This window comes from Kitasatospora sp. NPDC024654, assembly GCF_055559155.1.
In genome coordinates this window covers 1-14,874 of the sequence record NZ_JBVHLF010000124.1, presented here as the reverse complement: position 1 = coordinate 14,874, position 14,874 = coordinate 1, and the positions used below count along the sequence as shown (strand labels likewise).

The window sequence follows — 14,874 nt, the reverse complement described above, 5'->3', positions numbered from 1 at the left end:
TGTCGCCGCGGCGGCCGACACCCCCGCCTGTGCGGTTCCCAACAGCGTTATCGCTGCCACCCCCGCCGCGAACCACCTCGTCCCTCGCCTCAACACATGCCCCTCCTAAGGCGTTTGTTCGTAGGCACCCGGAATCGTCCGCCCGGTGTGCCCCCACACCCTTGCGCATCGCGGGCGCCGGATTGGGCGATTTCGCCGGATCAGGGGCAGATCTTCATCCGACCCCGAGGCCGTGTGAACAGGCTGTACGCGTACCACCACCGGGCATCTCCGCGCGCCTCGCGCACCTTTCCCACTCACCCCGGCTTCCCGCCCACCTCGGGCGGCCCAACTCCCGACCCCGGGGACTCCGCACTCGATTTGACCTGTTCTTGACAGAGGCATGAGTCAAGCCGCCCGCCCGGGTCCGACACGCGCCGAGGGCGCGCGCAACCGCCGACCGTGAGTGCGTCCTGCCATGCTGGGAGCCGCTCGACCTTCCCCGTACGGCACCATCGTGCGAGGAGCGTGCATACTCACTTCCACTCCCGTCCCGGGCGGGCCCAACTGGCTCGACCTCGGCACCCCCGACGTCCCGGCCGCCGTCGCCTTCTACTCGACCCTCTTCGGCTGGGAGTTCGAATCGGCCGGCCCGGCGGGCCGGCGGTTACGGCCGCTTCCAGGTGGACGGCAAGACCGTCGCCGCCGCCGGCCCGCTCACCGAGGAGGGTGCCTCCTCCGCCCGGACGGTCTACTTCCGCACCGCGGACGCGGAGGCCACCGCCAAGGCCGTCGAGCAGGCGGGCGGCACGGTCCGCTTCGGACCCTTCGACGTCTTCACCGCCGGCCGGATGGCGGGCTTCACCGATCCGACCGGTGCCGAGTTCGCCGTCTGGCAGCCCGGCGACGTCCAGGGCCTGGACTTGGCCAACTCCCCCAACTCCGCCAGCTGGCTGGAGCTTTACACCACCGACGCGGCCGCGGCGAAGGCTTTCTACCGCTCGGTCTTCGACTGGGAGGCCCACGACCGGACGATGCCCGGCGACCTCGTTACAGCACCGTCTCCCCCGCAGGCGGCGGCGAGCAGACCACGTACGGTGGCATCATGCAGTTGCAGGAGGTGAACCCGGCGGCCGGCTCGCGCTCCGAGTGGCACCCGTACTTCGAGGTCCCGGACTGCGACGCGGCGGTGGCCACGGCGACCTCGCACGGCGCCACGGTTCTCCCGCCGCCCGTCGAAACCCCGGGCGCCGGACGGCTGGCCATGCCGCTCGACCCGTTCGGCGCACCGTTCGCCGTGGTCAGGAGCGCTACTCCCTGAGCGGCGCCGGCGTCGGCACGGCGCGGACCCAGGTGTGGTCGTCCGTCAGATAGGCGGCTACCGCCAACCCCTGTGTGGCCAGCGCCCGTTCGAAGGCTTCGCCGGTCAGCGGACGCGAGCGGAAGGTCTGCGTCCAGCGTCCGTCCGGGAAGAGGTACTCGGCGTGGACGGACCGCACGCCGTCGCCGACCGGCTCCGAGGAGACGATCCGGACCAGGCCGTCACCCACCTTCCGCTCCCTCGGCAGATTGTCGTGCTGATCCGCGGCCTCACGCTGGATCAGCACGCAGCCGTCCGCCGCGACATGCTGCCGGCAGGCCCGCAGCAGCCCCTGGCTCACCTGCGGATCCCCCGCGTGCACCAGGCAGGAGGCCAGCAACACGACATCGAAGGTCTCGGCCAGCCGCAGCGTCTCGATCGCACTGCACACCGTGCGCGCCCCACGGACCCGCGCCAGCATCTCCGCCGACTCGTCGACGGCCGTCACGGTGAAGCCACGCCGAACCAGTGGATGCGTCATCCGACCGACGCCACAGCCGAGTTCGAGAATCCGCGCGCCGACCGGCACGGCCCGCTCGATGATGTCCGGCGCCTCCCCCACCGGCAGCCGCCCCCACACCTCCACCGCACAACCGTCCGGCGTGATCGCTCCGGAGCCCGTGCCGTGATACCCCACTCGCATCGTCTCTCCCATCCTCCCATCGGAACACGGTCCGCCGCCAAGCGGAAGCAACTGGCGAGGGGCAGATCGAGTGTTGGCCTCTGTCCGACCTTCGGGGGACATCGGGGTACCGCGTGCACGCGGGCCGGCGCCTCCACGTCCGGAAAGTGCGGTGAGATCAACGGCGGCAAGCACCGGGCAGCCAGCGGCCGTTCCACTCCAGAGCGTGAAGACCCCTGCGTGCTCCAGGAGTTGCGTCCCAACGAGCGGAGCGACGACTCCGCCGACCCCCCAACTGGTGCCGTACACGGCGAGATAGCGGTCCACCCCGGTTGGCGGCGCGAGGTCGGCGACAAGGCTCTGCGCCCGGCCGAGCAGAGACAGGTCGCCAACGCTCCAGACGACGGTCGCAGCCACGAACACGGGCAACGAGCGCGCGACGGCGTAGCCGCCCAACCCGACCGCGAGCAACAGGTGACCGAGCCCGAGAGCGACCGGAGCGGACAACCGCTCCACCCGGTCGACCAACAGCAACGGCCGCCCCACTACCACAGTGAACGCGGAGGCGGTGAGCAACAGCCCGGCATCAGCGCTCGGCAGCCCACGCCCCGCGAGGGAGAGCGGCAGCAGCGTCGTGATCTGCAGATAGACCAGCGCGAAGAGCGTCCCGGAGGCGAGGAGGACCAGCAACGGACGATCCCGCCAGGGCGCGATCTCGACGTCGGCCGGCTCGACTTCCAACGCACTCAGACTCTCGTCCCACCCGGCAGCCGGGACCACGGCGGGACGGGCGCGCGCGGCGCCAGCGGCCGGGGCGCTCGGCGCGGCGGTGGCACCGGACCGCGCGACGTCGGCGGATTCGACCTCCGAGGCGGATCCCGGGGCCGGGGGCGGGAGTTCCGGGTCGGGCGGGAGGGCGGTCTGGGCGAGGAGGGCACAGGCGAGGGAACTGGCCGCGTCGGCGACGAAGAGGGGGCCGCAGGTCGTGCCGGCCCAGCAGGGTGGCGAGCAGGCCGGCCGCGATGCCGGCGGCGGCCAGGGCGGAGTTCAGCAGGCTGTAGGCGGAGTGCGGTGCTCCGGGGCGACCGCGTCCGCGATCATCGCCTGGCTCGGCGGTTCGTGGAGCTCGAAGACCAGGCCGAGCAGCACCGCGCAGGCCACCAGGCGTGGCAGCGAGTCCGCGGCGGCGATACCGAGTTGGGCGAGTGCGCAGCCGGCCAGACCGAGGACGATCGTGCGGCGGCGGCCGAGGCGCGCGGCGGAGACGACTCCGGCCGTCGCCGCTCCGGCGCCGAACCCGGTGCCGACCAGCGCGGCGAGGAAGGGCATCGAGAACGCCCCGACCTGGTTCACCGCCGGGCGACGATGAGCAGGCGGACGGGGTGAGGGAGTTGCGGGGCCGAGGGGGAGGACGAGGGTGGGAGTGGCACGTGGGATCCCCAGACGCGAACGTTACTGACAAAGCTGATAACGTCAGTGACATACGCCAGAGGACGAAAGGGTGACTGGACAATTGATGTTCGACAGTCACGTGAGCACGCTGCTGGACGTCTCGGTCGCACTGGTGAACGCCCTGACCGACGGCGAGGAGCGCGGCAGGGCGTACGCCGCCCCGCGCGGCGCCGCACTGCCGGCGGCCGTCGACGCGGCGCTGCCACCCGCCGGCGCCGGCCCGCGGGCGATCGATCCGGCCTCGGCCGAGTATCTGGCCGGCGCCGCCCGGCAGATGCGGCAGGTGTTCGAGGCCGTCGCGGCCGAGCGGGTCGACGCGGCGGCGGGCGTCCTGAACACGCTACTTCGGAGCACCGGCGCTCGGCCGCAGCTGGACCAAGTTCCTGGCGAGCCGTGGCAGTTGCACTTCCACGGCGCGGACGACTCGCTCGCGGTCGGCTGGAGCGCCGGCTGCGCGACCATGCTGGCACTGGCGATCGGCAGCGAGCTGGCCGGCCGGCTCGGCGTCTGCGCGGCCACCCGCTGCGACCGGGTCTTCGTCGACGGCTCGCGCAACGCCGTCCGGCAGTTCTGCTCGACCGCCTGCCAGAGCCGGACCAAGGCCGCGGCGTTCCGCGCCCGCCGGGGCGGCGGCGTCTGAGGGGCCGGAAGGGGGAGGCCCTCAGTGGGCCCCGAGGGTGGCGGCGGGCCAGGGGCGCGGGACGACCGCACCCGGCGAACCACGCCACGGATCGACGAGCGGTGGCGCCCGTTCCCGGCGGACGGCCCGGTGCACCCGAACGGCCCCGCCGCCAGCGAGCGCGGCTCCGCCGAGTAGGGTGCGGCCCATGCCGACGGTCCGGGTCGACGACCTCACGATGTACTACGAGCGGCACGGCGCCGGGGCACCGCTGCTGCTGATCGGCGGCCTGGGCGGCGATCTGACCATGCTCGACACCCTCGTCCGACGGCTCGCCCGGCGCTACGAGGTGATCGTCTTCGACAACCGCGGCGCCGGGCGGACCGACCAGCCGGACACCCCGTACACCGTCGAGCTGCTGGCCCGGGACACCGCCGGCCTGTTGGCGGCACTGGACGTGCCGCGGGCGCACCTGCTCGGAATCTCGCTGGGCGGCCGGATCGCCCTCGAACTCGCGCTCAGCAGACCCGAGTTGGTCGACCACCTGGTCCTGGTCAGCACTGCGGCGACCGGGCGCGGCCGGCTGACCGTCTCCGCGCCGATGCGGCTGGCGGGCGTCCTGAAGCGGCTCGGGGTGATCCGCCGGCACCACCCGCAGTCGACCGCCGCGTTCGGACGGCAGCTCGCCGCGAGCATCGGCTACGACGCCGCCGACCGGCTGCACCTGCTCCGGGCGCCCACCCTGATCCTGCACGGGCGGCGGGACCGCTCGATCCCGGTCGGCCTCGCCGAGCGGCTCCACCAGGGCGTCCCGGGCTCGCGGCTCCGGCTCTTTCCCGGCGGCCACCTGTTCTTCCTGCTCGGCCAGCGCGAGCGGGCGCTCGACGAGGTCGAACGGTTCCTGCCGTAGCGGCAGCCGTGCGAACGGTCAGGGCTTGCGGGCCACCGCCGCGTACGCGCAGACCCGCGCGTCGGAGACCGTCCCCGCGCCCCGCTCGTCGTCCGATCGCCAGCGGTGGGTGGGGGCGACGCCCGGTTCGAGCAGCTCCCAGCCGGTGAAGAAGCGAGCGAACTCCTCCTTGGTCCGCATCTGTATCCGGGTACCGGCGTTGGCGTACACCTGGGAGATGCGCGCCGCCTCCTCCGGCGCGAAGTCCGGGCTGCCGTGGCTCATCACCAGCACGCTACCGGGCGCGAGCGCTCCCTTGAGCTGCTCCACGATCCGGTAGGCATCGAGATCGTCCGGGACGAAGTGCAGCAGCGCATTGAGGCTCAGCGCGACCGGCTCGGCCAGGTCGATGGTGGCGCGCAGCTCGGGCGAGGCCAGGATCACGGCCGGGTCGGTGACGTCGGCCTGGACGTAGGCGGTGCGGCCCTGCTCGGTGCTGTGCAGCAGCGCCTTGGCGTGGGCGAGCACGATCGGATCGTTGTCGACGTAGACGACCCGGGCGTCGGGCCGGGTCCGCTGGGCGACTTCGTGCAGGTTGGGCGAGGTGGGGATGCCCGTGCCGATGTCGAGGAACTGGCGCAGCCCGGCGCCGGCGAGCAGCCGGGTGGACCGGTGCATGAACGCCCGGTTGGCCCGGGCCGCGGTCTCCGCCCACGGAAAGACCGCCATCACCTTGCCGACCGCCTCCCGGTCGGCGGCGAAGTTGGTGGTGCCACCCAGGTAGTAGTCGTACATCCGGGCGGAATGCGCCCGGTGCAGTTCCAGGTTGACCTCGTTGTAGTCCGTCGGCATCCGCTCTCTCCCCCTGCTCCGAACGCGGACCCGTCCGCGCGGCGGGCGTTCCGGAATCCGCCCGCCAGGGTATGCCATGGCGCACATCGGCCCGACCCGGTTCGCGGTTTCCCACGCGCCTTCCCGCGTCACCCGGGGCGCGGACCCGATCGATCACGGCTCCGGCCAAAATGTGCGGTGACGGTGGCATATGACCATACGTCAGATAGTCTTTCCATCACAGCATGACAGCTAGTAACCGTTGTGCCGATCTTCTTGCGTCACGGGCCGCCCGATGCGCTGTGATGTTCCCGAGGGGGTCGCTCCGGTCCCCGGCGGACGACCGGCCGTGGACCACGGCCGCCGGTCCTGGAGGGCCGAATGACGATCGACAGGGGCGTGCCGCCGCAACCCGGTGGGCACCGGGGAGGGCGGGCCGTGACCGAGGGCGGCGAGGCGACGCCGGCGGACGGCCGGCTGCTCCTCACACTCCAGGCGTTCTGCGAGACCCACGAGCGCGCCTGGCACGGGTTCGCGCTGACCCAGGTCGGCGGCGACCAGGACGCCGCCCTGGTGGTCGCCGGGATGAAGGCCCACCTACGGCAACGCTGGGCGCTGGCGCTCCGCCAGGAGATCCCCGCCACCTACGCCTGGCGGCTGCTCAAGGAGCACGTCGCGGCCTGGATGCTGCACACCGGGCGGCGGCAACCGGCCCTGCTGGAGAGCGCGGTGCTCGACACCGTGGTCCGGCGCCTTCGCGCCGGCCGCCCCGGGGACGGCCGGCGCGAACTCCCCGAGGGACGCGGCCTCCACACCGCGATCCTGGGCCTGCCGGAGCGCCAGCACGATGTCATCGTCCTCAGGTACGTGCTGGACATGGACGAGGAGGAGATCGCACAGTACCTCGGCCGGCCGGCCGCGACCGTGCGCTCCCACCTGCGGCACGCCCACCGCAACCTCGCCCGGGCCCTCGACCTGCCCGAACCGGCCGACTCGCAAGGAGCGCCATGACCGCCGGGGAGCACCAGCACGGCCTGCCGTCCCGCCCCCGCCCGCACGACCGCCGGAACGGCACTGCGGGCCGGTTCCGTGCGCCGACCAGCGGGCCGGCGCACGACGGGCGGTCCGGCGCCGGGGCCGAGCCGCCGGTGGTCGTCTTCAGCGGCGCGTCCCGGCTGCCGGCGCACGAGCCGGACCGGATCAGCGCGGCGCCCGTCCGGCTGCCGTCCGAGCACGAGCAGGCGGCCCACGAACTCGCCCTGGTCACCGCGCTGGTGCTGAACGCCCCGCAGGCCGCGCACAGCCTCGACCTGCTGGTCAACTCCGCCCGGATCCACCCCGAGGGGGCGCTGGTCTTCGCCGGGCTGCTCTACCTGACCGACCGGACGGACGCGGCGCAGTTCTGGTGGCAGTTCGCGGCGGGCGGCGGCAGCCAGACCGCCGCGTACTGCCTGCACCTCTACCACCTGCTGCTCGGCGAGCCCCGGGACGCCGCCTACTGGCGTGCCCAGGCGGACCGGCTGGCCGGCCATCCGCTGCCGCGGCCGAAGCGGGGGCTGGCCGCGGCGGCGGTGCGCGGGAGCGTCCCGCTGCTGCCGGAGGAGGTGCGACGCGACATCCTGGCCCGCTGCCACCAGGGGCTGCTGCCGCGGCTGCCCATCCGGCTGGAGGCGGTGATCAACCGGCTGGTGGTCACGGCGAACGACGACGACTTCGGGGAGATCCCGCAGCCCTCCGACACCCTGGTCGGCGATCTGGCGTCGACGTGCTGAGGCCTGCCCGGGAGCGCCTCGGCCTGGTGAGGCGGACACGAATTTGTTCGACTGTTGTTCCGGGTGGGTTCAGCCACCGTTGCGGAACACCGGCGCCCGCCTCACCGTGCCAGATCAGGCCGGTCCGTGAACCGACCGCCGATCGGCGGGGCGTCACTCTCCAATCGCATGACGTGATTTTTGTGTGATGCGCACGATGCTGGCTTGTTATCAAGCTGATGATCCCTCTAGTCTCCCAGCAGTCCGCCGCTGCGGACTCCCGACCGCGGTACGCCGAGCCCTGCCCGCCGCGGGAGGGAAGCCGACCACCCATGGGCAGGGGTGGGGGACCCAGGTTTGGTGCCGTCCCCACGGCTAGGGGTGAAGCCGCGCGCCGGGGCCTCCGGCGGGCGGCCGGGCCACCTCCCGGCCCGAACCCGACAGCTCACCTCGCAGGCGTGCGGAGAGGGACACAGAGGGACATCATGGTGTTTTCCGGTTCCGGCCGTCACCGTCGCCCCACCCAGGCCGACCGCGCCGTGGTCGCCGCCGGCGTGGCGGGCGCGGGCATAGCGCTGCCGCTGCTCACCGCGACCAGCGCGCACGCCGCCCCGGTCAGCACCTGGAACGCGGTCGCCCAGTGCGAGACCGCCGGGAACTGGACCGCCGACACCGGGAACGGGCTCTACGGAGGCCTACAGCTCACCCAGCGGACCTGGGTCGCGTACGGCGGCGACAAGTACGCCGCCGAGCCCGACCACGCCACCCCCGACCAGCAGATCGCCATCGCCGAGAAAGTGCTGGCCAACCAGGGGCCGGGCGCCTGGCCGAACTGCTCCGACTCCGCCGGCCTGAGCAGCGACGGGCCGGCGCCGGTGCTCAACACCAGCCAGCCCGTTCCGGCGACTCCGGCACCGGCCGGTGGCAGCACGGTGCTGGCGGGTCCCGACGACCCGACCTTCCCGGGCCACGGCGGGTGGGACGGGTACGACGGCGTGTACTGGTACCAGTCCGGGGGCGTCTGGTACTGGACGAACCAGCAGTCCGTCTACCTCGAGCACACGGGGGCGGCGGCGACCGCGCAGCCGAGCGCGGGCGGGAGCACGACCGTCACGCCCACCACGCCGGTCACGCCTGCGGCTCCGGCCACACCCACCACGACGGGCACCACGGCCACGCCCACCGCTCCGACGACGTCGCCCGCCCCGGGCACGCCGGGCACGCCGGGCACGCCGGGTACGCCGGGTACGCCGGGCACCACGGGGACCACCGGCACGACGGGCACGGCGACCCCGGTCACGCCGACGACGCCCACCACCCCGACGTCCGGCGGCACCACGGGCACCACGGGCACCACGGGCACCACGGGCACGGCCGCGCCCGGCACGCCGGCCACGCCGGGCAGCTCGGGCAGCACCACGGACACGCCCTCGACCGGCACGACGCCCACGACGACCCCGGTCACGCCGGCGGCACCGACCACCCCGGCGGCACCCGCCGCCCCGGCCACCGGCACGAGCACGGGCGCTGGCACGGGCACCACGGCCGCCCCGGCCACTCCCACCTCCCCCGCACCGTCCGCCACCACCACCCCGGCCCCCGCGCCGACCAGCAGCACGGCCCCGGCCGGCACCTACACCGTGGCCACCGGCGACACCCTCTCCGGGATCGCCCAGTCCCACCAGTTGCCCGGCTGGAACGGCCTCTACCAGGACAACGCCTCGACCGTCGGCACCAACCCCGACCTGATCCACCCGGGCCAGCAGCTCCAGCTCCCCTGACTCCGGTTCACCCGTGCTCGCGCCCGCCGCCCCGGTGGGCGCGAGCACGTGCCGCGGGGCGGGGGAATCCGCCGGGGCGGGAGGAGTGTGGCGACCGCGGCCTCCGGCCACGATGGGGGGTGCGGTCGGCTGGGCAGGGGGAAGCGGGCACCGCGGCTGCGCCGGGCCCCCGGCCACGAGGGTGAGGCCGTGCCGGCAGGTGGTGGTCACACGATCGGGCGTACCGCGCCTTGGACCCGTCCGAACCCGATCGCTCCCGCAGCGCGGTTCCCGTGCGCCCGGTCGGCGATCAGGCCGGGGTCTGCGGCATCCCAACCACCGGGCCCGGCCCGCCGATCGGGAGCCGGCCCGGCCCGCGGCAGATGGTGATCCCGCCCGGCCCCCGTGCCCGGGCGGGATCGCCGTCGTCCGCGCGGCCCCCGCGAACCGCGCGGACGACGGCGGGGATGGTGACGCGCGGGCCGCCGTCCGACCACGACGGCCCACGCGTCACCCCGTCCCCGGGACGGCCGTCAGCCCGTGAAGGCGGCCAGTCCGTCCGGGGTGCCCAGGCCGGTCGGGCCGTCGTAACCGGGGCCCGCCGTGCAGAGGTAGGACGGGGAGCAGGTGGCGGTGGAACCGGTGGTCACGTCCCAGAGCGCGCTCGGGTGGGCGTAGGCGTCGGCCGCCGGGTAGCTCGCCGAGGGAGCGCCGGCGTCGGCGTAGACCGCGGCGATGATCGGCGAGGCGACGCTGGTACCGCCGTAGACGTTCCAGCCGGAGCCGCCGTAGGTCTGGTAGACCGCGACGCCGGTGGCGGGGTCGGCGACCGCCGAGACGTCCGCGACGGTCCGCTTCGAACAGCCGGTGTCCTTCTGCCAGGTCGGCTTGGCGTCGTACGCCGAGCAGCCGGAGCCGGCCCCCTCGGTGCTGCTGGTGGACCACACCGACTCGCTCCAACCGCGGCTGTTGGAAGCCTTGTTGAGCGAGGTGCCACCGACCGCGGTGACGTACCGCGAGGCCGCCGGGTACTCCACGCCGTAGCCGCCGTCACCGGAGCTCGCGGTGATCGCGACACCCGGGTGGTTGTAGTAGCTGGTGTCGTAGCTGGGGTCCGAGGAGGACTCGCTGCCGCCGTAGCTGTTGGAGACGAACTTGGCGCCCAGCTTGACCGCCTCGTTGACCGCGGTGCCCAGGTTGGCCGTGGTCGCGCTCTTGGCCTCGACCAGGATGATGTGCGCGTTCGGCGCGATCGCCGAGACCATGTCCAGGTCGAGCGATATCTCGCCCGCCCAGCCGGAGTTGTTGGTGGGCAGCGAGGTGGTGCTGCCGGTCTGGCTGACCTGCTTGAAGCAGCCGCTGGCGGTGGTGCAGGCGGGCAGGCCGTACTGCGCGCGGTAGACGGCCAGGTCGGACGCCGCGTTGGGGTCGTTGTAGGCGTCCACGATGGCCACGGTCTGGCCCGCGCCACCGTTCGCCGGGAGGTTGTACGCGCTGCGCAGGTCGCTCGGACCGTAACCCGAGGGGGTGGCGTTGGCGCTGATGCCGAGCGGGCTGACGTGCTGGGCGACGCTGGTGACCCGCAGTGCGTCACAAGCCATCTGACCGGCCGTCGGGACGGCGCACGAGCGGACCCAGGAGGTCCCGTCGTGACTGAAGGTCAGCGGGGCGGCGTCGGCCGGGGCGGCCGCGAACGCGGAGAGTGCCAGCGAGGCCGTACCGGCCAGGGCGATGGCGATTCTTCGGGACGTGGCGGATGTGGGGGTGAAGGTCGCGAGGCGCAACGGACTGTCTCCTGTGGTTGGTGAACCTGGAGTTGCAGGTGTGGGGGACCGCGCGAGGACAGGGCTGTCCCCGCGACGGGGTGTGCGCGTGCTGGGCCGAACCGGCTCCGGGTGGGGAGCGGGCCGGCTCGCGGACGAGGCTAGTTAAGACATGACCTGATCAACAAGAGTTCGAACGGATCTTCCCCACCGTCCATGATGAGAATTCGACCCAGCCCCGATTCCGGCCAGTAGGGACGCCGGATTCCGGACGTTTTCGATTTGTTCACCGAACACCTCCCACACCACGGCTGCGCGGTGGGCCAGAGTCGTACCCGGATCGGCACGGCCATTTGCCCCGTACCAGGCGTGAACTGACGGAGAGGCAGGAGAACAAATGTCCGGAATGACCCGACGCAGGCTGCTCGGCGCGGCGGCCGGCGTGGCCGGTGGAGCGGCGGCGATGACGCTGCTGCCGCCCAGCGTGCAGCAGGCGGTCGCGGCCGGTGTGCCGCGGCGCGGCTCACTACGCGACGTCGAGCACGTAGTGATGCTGATGCAGGAGAACCGCTCCTTCGACCACTACTTCGGCACCCTGTCCGGCGTGCGCGGCTTCGACGACCCGAACGCCCTGCGGCTGCCCGACGGCCGCCCGGTCTTCTACCAGCCCGACAGCGTCAACCCGGACGGCTACCTGCTGCCGTTCCACCTGGACACCCGCACCACCAGCGCCCAGGCAATCCCCTCCACCAGCCACGCCTGGGCCGTCCAGCACCAGGCCTGGAACGGCGGCAGGATGGACCAGTGGCTCCCCGCGCACCGGGCGGCGGACGGGGCCAACGGGCCGTACGTGATGGGTTACTACACCCGCGACGACATCCCGTTCCAGTTCGCGCTGGCCGAGAACTTCACCGTCTGCGACCACTACTTCTGCTCGGTGCAGGGCCCGACCTGGCCCAACCGGCTCTACTGGATGACCGGCAGCATCGACCCGGCCGGCACCCAGGGCGGCCCGATCATCCAGAACGCCGCGCCGACCCCGCTCACCTGGACCACCTACGCCGAGCAGCTGGAGGCGGCCGGGGTGAGCTGGAAGGTCTACCAGGAGACCGACAACTACGACACCGACGTGCTCTCGCTCTTCGCCAACTTCCAGCAGGCCAAGCCCGGTGACCCGCTCTACGACAAGGGCGTGGCCGCGCAGCCGACCGGCACCTTCGAGGACGACGCGCGCAACGACCGACTGCCGGCGGTCTCCTGGATCCTGCCGACCAGCTACCAGTCCGAGCACCCGAACTACCTGCCGGCCGCCGGCGCCGACTTCGTCGCCTCCAAGATCGAGGCCATCGCGTCGAACCCGAAGGTCTGGGCGAAGACCGTCTTCATCCTCAACTACGACGAGAACGACGGGCTCTTCGACCACGTGGCGCCGCCGGTGCCGGGGGCGGGCACCGCCGGCGAGTTCATCGGCGGGCTCCCGATCGGCGGCGGCTTCCGGGTGCCGTGCATCATCATCTCGCCCTGGACGGTGGGTGGTTGGGTGGCCTCGGAGCCTTTCGACCACACCTCGGTGCTGCAGTTTCTGGAGTGCTTCACCGGGGTCACGGCCGCGAACGTCACCGACTGGCGGCGGGAGACGTTCGGCGACCTCACCTCGGCGTTCCAGTTCCGCCACGGCACCGCGCGGGCCCCACGGCTGCCCGGTACCGCGGCCCAACTCGCCCTGGCGGAGCTTGAGGTGGCCAACAACCCGGCCCCCACCCTGCCGGGCGCCGACCAGCACTTCCCGCGCCAGGAGCCGGGCCACCGCCGGCAGGTGCCGCCGCAGCGGTGACGACGACGGCACGCCCGGCGCTCCGCCCCCGCCCCGCCCCCGCCGCGAGGAGGGGGCGGGGCGGGGGGTCGTAGGATCGAGGGATGGGTACCGATGACGACACGGTCCGGGTGGACAGCTGGGTCTGGTCCGTCCGACTCACCAAGACCCGGGCGCTGGCGGCCGCGGCCTGCCGGGCCGGGCACGTGCGGGTGAACGGGGAGAAGGTCAAACCGGCCCACACCGTGCGCCCCGGGGACGAGGTGCGGGTGTACCACGCGGGGCACGAGCGGGTGGTGGTCGTGTCGCGGATCGTGCGCAAGCGGGTCGGAGCCGGTCCGGCGGCGGAGTGCTACGTGGACCACAGCCCGACCCCGCCGCCCCGCGAGCAGGCTCCCGCGCCGGTGGCGCTGCGCGAGCGGGGCGCCGGGCGACCGACCAAGCGGGACCGTCGCGAGCTGGACCGGCTCCGCACGCACTGACCCGGCCCGCGCCTCGGGGTCGGGCCGGCTCGGGCGTCGAAGCCGGCCCGGCTCGGCCCGGCCGGCGTCATTCGACGGGGGCACTGCGGTAGACGGTGAGTGCCGCCCCGGCGATCTCCACCTGATGGGTGTCGGTGAGCTCACCGCGACGGAAGGCGTCCAGACAGCGGTGGAAGAGCGGCATCTCGCGTGCCGTGAGGACGGCGGCGGCCAGGTCCACCAGCTCCGCCAGCCCCGGCTCGCCGAGCACCCCGGACCGCCCACCGGCGAGCAGCACCACGGGCTCGCCGGTCCGGCCCCGCACCACCGCGGTGGTGGAGCCTCCTTGCACGAGCAGCACAGACCCCCCTCGACCCCGGGGGACCGTGCCGTTCACGTACCTCGGGTCGTCGGTGCAGACGATAGCCGCGGGGGTGCCCAGCCCAGGGCGTGGTTCATCACACTTTAAGGAAGTCGATCGATGTCGAAGTGAATCGGTCGCCAGTGCGAGATTACTTGTCATCCTCTGACTGGTCGCCCGCGGGCCGAGCGCCGTCGGCGGCTCGGTCGCGTTCCAGCAGGGAGTCGACCAGCGCGGCGACATGGCGGCGGTCGGCGGCCGAGAGCCGCTGCACGCTGGCGATCAGGATGTCGACGTCCGGGTCGGCGACGGCGGTCGCCCCGGCCGGCAAGTCCGCGTACAGGTGGATGCCACAGGCCTCGGCGGCGGCCCGGCGCAGCGCGTTCAGCGGCAGGTCGAGACCGCGGGCGAGACCCTCCAGAGTGGCCGGCTGGGGCATCCGGGCCAGGCGCTGCGCGGTCGCCAGGTGATGGACCGTCGAACGGGGGAGGCCGCCGCGGCGGGCGACCTCGCCGTACGACCAGCCCGTCCGGTCCAGCCGCTCTCTCACCAACCGCTGTAGCGCATTGGACACTTGGGGGTCGCCTCCCGTTGACGATGCACCGACGAGGTCGATTCTACGGCGATCACGGTTTCCGGCGGCATGGACCCCGGATCACCCACCGACCCCTCTCCCTCCGTCACCGGTCCACAGCAGAACGTTGTCGCGAACCCCTTGCCCGCCACCCATGACGGCCACTACTGTCCAATCTCGTTGGACAACGCGTCCAACGAGATTGGCCGGCAGCCGGACGGGCCCTCCGCTGTCCCATCGTCTCGTCAACTACCGAATTCTCCAGGGGAGATCACCATGATCGACAATCACGAGCTCGACGCCGAGTCCGCCGAGCTGCTCCCCGGCCGCGAGGCCCTGGGCAAGCTGAGCTTCAACTTCACCAAGACGGTCAACGTCACCAAGCACGTCGCCAACGTGCACGCGACCAACCAGTCGCTGGCCACCAACAACCACTCGGCCTTCGCCACCGCGCAGTCCGAGGCCGACCAGGCCATCAGCATCACCCAGTAACGAGCCGCCCGGTGGGACCGCGTCCGAGGCAGCGCGGTCCCACCACCGGCCTGGGGGCGGGGGGGGGGGGGGGGGGGGGGGGGGGGGGGGGGGGGGGGGGGGGGGGGGGGGGGGGGGGGGGGGGGGGGGGGGGGGGGGGGGGGGGGG

15 protein-coding genes, 1 pseudogene and 1 riboswitch are annotated in these 14,874 nt (G+C 73.1%); of the genes and pseudogenes, 10 read left to right on the top strand and 6 right to left on the bottom strand.

Annotated features, from left to right (window positions below; translation table 11 throughout):
• The first annotated feature begins 662 nt into the window (after window positions 1-662).
• A complete protein-coding gene (locus ACZ38L_RS35750) occupies window positions 663-1,103 on the top strand; it encodes a VOC family protein (RefSeq protein ID WP_465701560.1) in 441 nt (146 codons plus the stop codon).
• Window positions 992-1,300 (top strand): VOC family protein, encoded by a 309-nt coding sequence (locus ACZ38L_RS35745; RefSeq protein WP_465701564.1) that lies wholly within the window; start codon window positions 992-994, stop codon window positions 1,298-1,300. The genes ACZ38L_RS35750 and ACZ38L_RS35745 overlap by 112 nt, the downstream gene beginning before the upstream one ends.
• Here ACZ38L_RS35745 and ACZ38L_RS35740 read toward each other — a convergent pair.
• Together ACZ38L_RS35740 and ACZ38L_RS35735 are read right to left on the bottom strand one after the other, a co-directional pair.
• Complete coding sequence (locus ACZ38L_RS35740; protein ID WP_465701562.1) at window positions 1,290-1,982, bottom strand: class I SAM-dependent methyltransferase; 693 nt, start codon at window positions 1,980-1,982, stop codon at window positions 1,290-1,292. The genes ACZ38L_RS35745 and ACZ38L_RS35740 overlap by 11 nt on opposite strands.
• Before the next feature lie 171 nt (window positions 1,983-2,153).
• Window positions 2,154-3,290 (bottom strand): annotated as a pseudogene (locus ACZ38L_RS35735) (MFS transporter); the annotation flags it as partial.
• A 187-nt stretch (window positions 3,291-3,477) separates the two neighbouring features.
• Between ACZ38L_RS35735 and ACZ38L_RS35730 the strand changes: the two are divergent.
• Window positions 3,478-4,053 carry a CGNR zinc finger domain-containing protein gene (locus ACZ38L_RS35730; protein WP_465701558.1) on the top strand — a complete coding sequence of 192 codons (576 nt, stop codon included), beginning with the start codon at window positions 3,478-3,480 and terminating at the stop codon, window positions 4,051-4,053.
• 187 nt (window positions 4,054-4,240) lie between these two features.
• Window positions 4,241-4,942, top strand: a complete 702-nt coding sequence (locus tag ACZ38L_RS35725; protein ID WP_465701556.1) for an alpha/beta fold hydrolase — start codon at window positions 4,241-4,243, stop codon at window positions 4,940-4,942.
• An 18-nt stretch (window positions 4,943-4,960) separates the two neighbouring features.
• Here ACZ38L_RS35725 and ACZ38L_RS35720 read toward each other — a convergent pair whose 3' ends face one another.
• Window positions 4,961-5,773, bottom strand: a complete 813-nt coding sequence (locus ACZ38L_RS35720; RefSeq protein ID WP_465701554.1) for an SAM-dependent methyltransferase — start codon at window positions 5,771-5,773, stop codon at window positions 4,961-4,963.
• Between the two features lie 360 nt (window positions 5,774-6,133).
• On the opposite strand from ACZ38L_RS35720, the gene ACZ38L_RS35715 reads away from it, so the two are divergent.
• From ACZ38L_RS35715 to ACZ38L_RS35705, 3 genes are all read left to right on the top strand, one after another.
• Window positions 6,134-6,763, top strand: a complete 630-nt coding sequence (locus tag ACZ38L_RS35715) for an RNA polymerase sigma factor (RefSeq protein ID WP_465701552.1) — start codon at window positions 6,134-6,136, stop codon at window positions 6,761-6,763.
• Window positions 6,760-7,524: a hypothetical protein gene (locus tag ACZ38L_RS35710; protein WP_465701550.1), complete on the top strand. Its 765-nt coding sequence runs from the start codon at window positions 6,760-6,762 to the stop codon at window positions 7,522-7,524. Before ACZ38L_RS35715 ends, ACZ38L_RS35710 begins: the two co-directional genes overlap by 4 nt.
• Window positions 7,525-7,814: 290 nt before the next feature.
• Window positions 7,815-7,976, top strand: a riboswitch (cyclic di-AMP (ydaO/yuaA leader).
• 12 nt (window positions 7,977-7,988) lie between these two features.
• Window positions 7,989-9,284: a LysM peptidoglycan-binding domain-containing protein gene (locus tag ACZ38L_RS35705; protein ID WP_465701548.1), complete on the top strand. Its 1,296-nt coding sequence runs from the start codon at window positions 7,989-7,991 to the stop codon at window positions 9,282-9,284.
• Window positions 9,285-9,796: 512 nt separating this feature from the next.
• On the opposite strand, the gene ACZ38L_RS35700 is transcribed toward ACZ38L_RS35705, so the two are convergent.
• Complete coding sequence (locus tag ACZ38L_RS35700) at window positions 9,797-11,047, bottom strand: S53 family peptidase (protein WP_465701546.1); 1,251 nt, start codon at window positions 11,045-11,047, stop codon at window positions 9,797-9,799.
• 376 nt (window positions 11,048-11,423) lie between these two features.
• On the opposite strand from ACZ38L_RS35700, the gene ACZ38L_RS35695 reads away from it, so the two are divergent.
• Window positions 11,424-12,860 (top strand): alkaline phosphatase family protein, encoded by a 1,437-nt coding sequence (locus ACZ38L_RS35695; RefSeq protein ID WP_465701544.1) that lies wholly within the window; start codon window positions 11,424-11,426, stop codon window positions 12,858-12,860.
• 83 nt (window positions 12,861-12,943) lie between these two features.
• Window positions 12,944-13,321, top strand: a complete 378-nt coding sequence (locus ACZ38L_RS35690) for an RNA-binding S4 domain-containing protein (protein ID WP_396565473.1) — start codon at window positions 12,944-12,946, stop codon at window positions 13,319-13,321.
• Window positions 13,322-13,388: 67 nt separating this feature from the next.
• On the opposite strand, the gene ACZ38L_RS35685 is transcribed toward ACZ38L_RS35690, so the two are convergent.
• Window positions 13,389-13,661 carry a hypothetical protein gene (locus tag ACZ38L_RS35685; RefSeq protein ID WP_465701542.1) on the bottom strand — a complete coding sequence of 91 codons (273 nt, stop codon included), beginning with the start codon at window positions 13,659-13,661 and terminating at the stop codon, window positions 13,389-13,391.
• Window positions 13,662-13,812: 151 nt separating this feature from the next.
• The gene (locus tag ACZ38L_RS35680; protein ID WP_465701540.1) at window positions 13,813-14,235 is read right to left on the bottom strand and encodes a transcriptional regulator; all 423 of its coding nucleotides are present in this window, start codon (window positions 14,233-14,235) and stop codon (window positions 13,813-13,815) included.
• A 276-nt stretch (window positions 14,236-14,511) separates the two neighbouring features.
• Here ACZ38L_RS35680 and ACZ38L_RS35675 point away from each other — a divergent pair, with 276 nt between their 5' ends.
• The gene (locus tag ACZ38L_RS35675) at window positions 14,512-14,727 is read left to right on the top strand and encodes a hypothetical protein (RefSeq protein ID WP_396565469.1); all 216 of its coding nucleotides are present in this window, start codon (window positions 14,512-14,514) and stop codon (window positions 14,725-14,727) included.
• Window positions 14,728-14,874: the final 147 nt, after the last annotated feature.